This window comes from Mannheimia sp., from assembly GCF_056854775.1.
The window spans coordinates 1-3,535 of the sequence record NZ_JBXGGI010000118.1 but is presented as its reverse complement, the minus strand read 5'-3'; the positions used below and the strand labels follow the sequence as shown (position 1 = coordinate 3,535).

At 38.2% G+C, this 3,535-nt stretch carries 2 protein-coding genes; both read right to left on the bottom strand.

The genetic code is table 11. The features are described 5' to 3' along the window. Window positions 1-2,071, bottom strand: a 2,071-nt coding sequence (locus ACJHV0_RS08625; protein ID WP_483133938.1) for a DNA internalization-related competence protein ComEC/Rec2, incomplete at its 3' end; no start/stop codon positions are given. A 140-nt stretch (window positions 2,072-2,211) separates the two neighbouring features. Next, window positions 2,212-3,426 (bottom strand): serine/threonine transporter SstT, encoded by a 1,215-nt coding sequence (gene sstT, locus ACJHV0_RS08620; RefSeq protein ID WP_025236044.1) that lies wholly within the window; start codon window positions 3,424-3,426, stop codon window positions 2,212-2,214. Window positions 3,427-3,535 lie beyond the last annotated feature (109 nt).

Sequence of the window (3,535 nt, the reverse complement as noted above, 5' to 3'; positions counted from 1 at the left end):
TTAGGGCTAATAGTGTTTCGCTGGTACTACTTTTACTGCCGTGATGTCCAACTTGTAAAAAGTCAATTTTCCCGACATTTGGGGCAAATTGGCGTTCTTGCTCTGTGCCGGAATCCCCTGTGAGCAAAATCTGCAAGCGGTCATTTTTTGCTAAAATCACGCAAGAATCGTGATTTTTAGCTCGCTCTACCAAGTGAATAGGATAAATTGCCGATAAATACCATTTACCGAACTGCCACGATTTTCCTTGAATACAAGGTTCTGGCTCAACATTGTGGTAGCGAACTTTGCTTGAGCTAATCAGCCGAGCGTTTGGATAAGCAGATAATAAATCCATCACGCCACCTGAATGATCGTTATCATCGTGGCTGAGAAAAATCGCTTCCACAGAAATGCCATTGCGTTTTAAATAAGGCAGTATTTCAAGTTTTGCCATTGAGTTTCTCTCGCCATCATTTGATTGCCAACTTGACCCCGTATCGTAAATTACCGCTTTATTTTGTTCATCAATCAACGCCATTGCCAACCCTTGCCCGACATCAAACATAATCCATTCCGCTTTGGTTTGATAAGCCCATTTATACAAATAAAAACTTAGATTGAACAATATAGATAATGCAATTGCACTTAACCATTTTTCATAAGCCAGCCCATATAATTTGCAATAAAGACATAATAAAACCAACAAGTTAAGTGAAAGCAGCTGCCATTGTTGCCAATAGCTGAGCGTAATCCAAGCATTAGAAAGTGGAGCTAATAACCATAAACTAGATTGAGCGAGATAATCCGCTAATTGCCAAGTGGCGAACAGGTTATCAGTTAATAAACTGAATAAAATAAGCGGCACAAGCAAGAAACTGTAAAGAGGTACAATAATCAGATTGGCAAGTAACGCAAAAGCGGATACTCCCTCAAAAAAATAGAGCTGAACAGGCGAGAAAATCAGCCAAATTCCAATTTGTAAATGCAAAAGCGATAACCACAAGCGGTTAAATTTCGTCATTTTTTTACGAGTTTCATCAGAAATAAAGCGACTTAACGGGAAAACTTGGTACCACAGAATCAAGCTCGCTACCGCCAATACAGAGAGCCAAAAACTGTCAGACAGTAAACTCAGCGGATCAATAACAACCAATAAAGCCACAATTATCCACCAAAATTGCCAAGCGGTGTAATGGCGTCTTAAACATTGGCAAAGTAACACAAATGCAATGGCGAATAAGGCTCTTACTGTCGGCACAGCAAAGCCGGCTAAATAGCTGTAAATAAAGGCAGTTAAAAAGCCGATTGCCCTTGCAAAATAAAGTGAAAATCCGACCGCTTGTAACCATTCTAGTCTACTATTTAAACAAAGCCATTGCACACTTTTCGCTAGATAAAATCCAAACAACATCGCAAGCCCAATATGCAATCCTGAAATAGCAATTAAATGAGCAGTGGCGGTTTGTTGAAATTGTTCCCAATGTTTGGTCTCTAACCAAGCCCGCTCTCCAAAAGCTAAAGCTAATAACAAGCCTTGTGTAGGTAAACTATCTGTTTCTGCTTTGACTTTATTTAGCCGGTCTGTCCGAAAGCTTTTCTCTGTTTGTACGAATTGTTCAACTTTACGTACAGTTGCCGTCATATTGATATGATTGGCGAAATACCAACGTTGGCGGTCAAAATTACCTATATTGCTGCGAGTTGAAATTGGACGAATATTCAGTTCGGCTTGGTAATATTGATCAAGTAATAACGGCTGCTCTGCTTGCCAATTTAGGTAGATATTTTCGCCTGTTTGAAGTGTGGCTATCGCCGTTTGATAATCTGTCTGCTTAAGAATTTTGCTGATTTTAAACTGCGTGAGCTGTTTACTAGCGGTTATATTTTCTGCATTTTTTGCAACTTGGACAATGTAAAAATAACTCATACAAATGATCACACCAAGCACAAAAGTGAGTTTAGTTCGAGCAAAAATGCCATAGAACAAAATCATTCCGCCAAAAGCGATGCCACCTAATAGTCCATCTTTAGGCAAAAACAAAATAGGCAGGTGGAATAGAAAAATGGCAATACAAAAACGATCCAACATAGCAAACAGAGTGAATTTTTAATCTGAGTATGCCGTTTAAATCAAAAGTTTTCAGAATAAATATGTAAATTTTCGACGTAGATCGCAAAAATAACGCAAAAAGAAAGGCAGACTAAAAAGTCTGCCTTTAGTGAAGTATATTATGCTGATTTTTGATCTTCAGAGTAGCTTACCGCAGCGGTAAATAATACGTCTGTTGATGAATTTAGAGCGGTTTCAACCGAGTCTTGAATAACGCCAATCACAAAGCCAACACCAATGACTTGAGCAGCAATATCATTTGGAATACTAAATAAGCTACAAGCTAATGGAATTAACAATAATGAACCCCCTGCAACACCTGAGGCACCACAAGCACAGATTGAGGCTACAACACTTAATAATAATGCAGTTGAGAAATCAGGCTGAATACCTTGTGTATATGCTGCTGCAAGCGTTAATACGGTAACGGTAATTGCAGCACCTGCCATATTAATGCTTGCACCAAGAGGGATGGCAACAGAAGCTATTTCATCACGTACACCTAAACGTTTCGCCAAGTTCATATTTACAGGAATATTCGCAGCAGAGCTACGGGTAAAAAATGCCGTTACACCACTTTCACGTAAACAAGTGAATGTTAATGGGTATGGATTGCGGCGAATTTTCCAAAATACTAATAATGGATTTAATACTAATGCTACAAATAACATTGCACCTACTAATACTAATAATAAACGAGCATAGCCTTCAAACGCATCTAAACCGTTTACTGCAACGGTTTCTGCCACTAAACCAAATACGCCGATAGGTGCAAACGCAATCACAACTTTCACCACAAAAGAAACCGCATTTGATAAATCATTTAAAAATGCTTTTGAACTTGCTGAACCGTGGCGGAATGCGATACCCAAGCCGATAGACCAAGCTAAAATACCGATAAAGTTACCGTTACTTAATGCGGTTAATGGATTATCTACCAAGTTAAAAATCACAGTTTTTAAGATTTGACCGATGCCTTCCGGTGGTGCTAAACCGTCCGGACTTGCAGTTAATTCTAGCGTAGTTGGGAACATAAAACTTAATACAACTGCTGTTAATGCAGCCAAGAAAGTCCCTAATACATAAAGCACTAAAATCGGTTTTAATTTGCTGTCTGATCCCACTTCTTTATTTGCAATCGCAGATAACACTAATACAAACACTAAAATAGGAGCGATAGCACGAAGCGATTTCACAAAGAATTGACCTAATACGCCAACATTTACTGCCCAATCTTTATTAATAAATGCCAGTAATACCCCTAGCACTAAACCAATGGCGATGCGTAATACAAGATTACCGCCAAGAATTTTTGAAGATAATGAATTACTCATAAAATTTCACTTATGTAAGACAAAAAATAAAAAAGGATAAATAATATTTATCCACCTAATAAAATAGGTTTGTAGATTAGCTGAAAATCAGACAATATGGAATAAACAA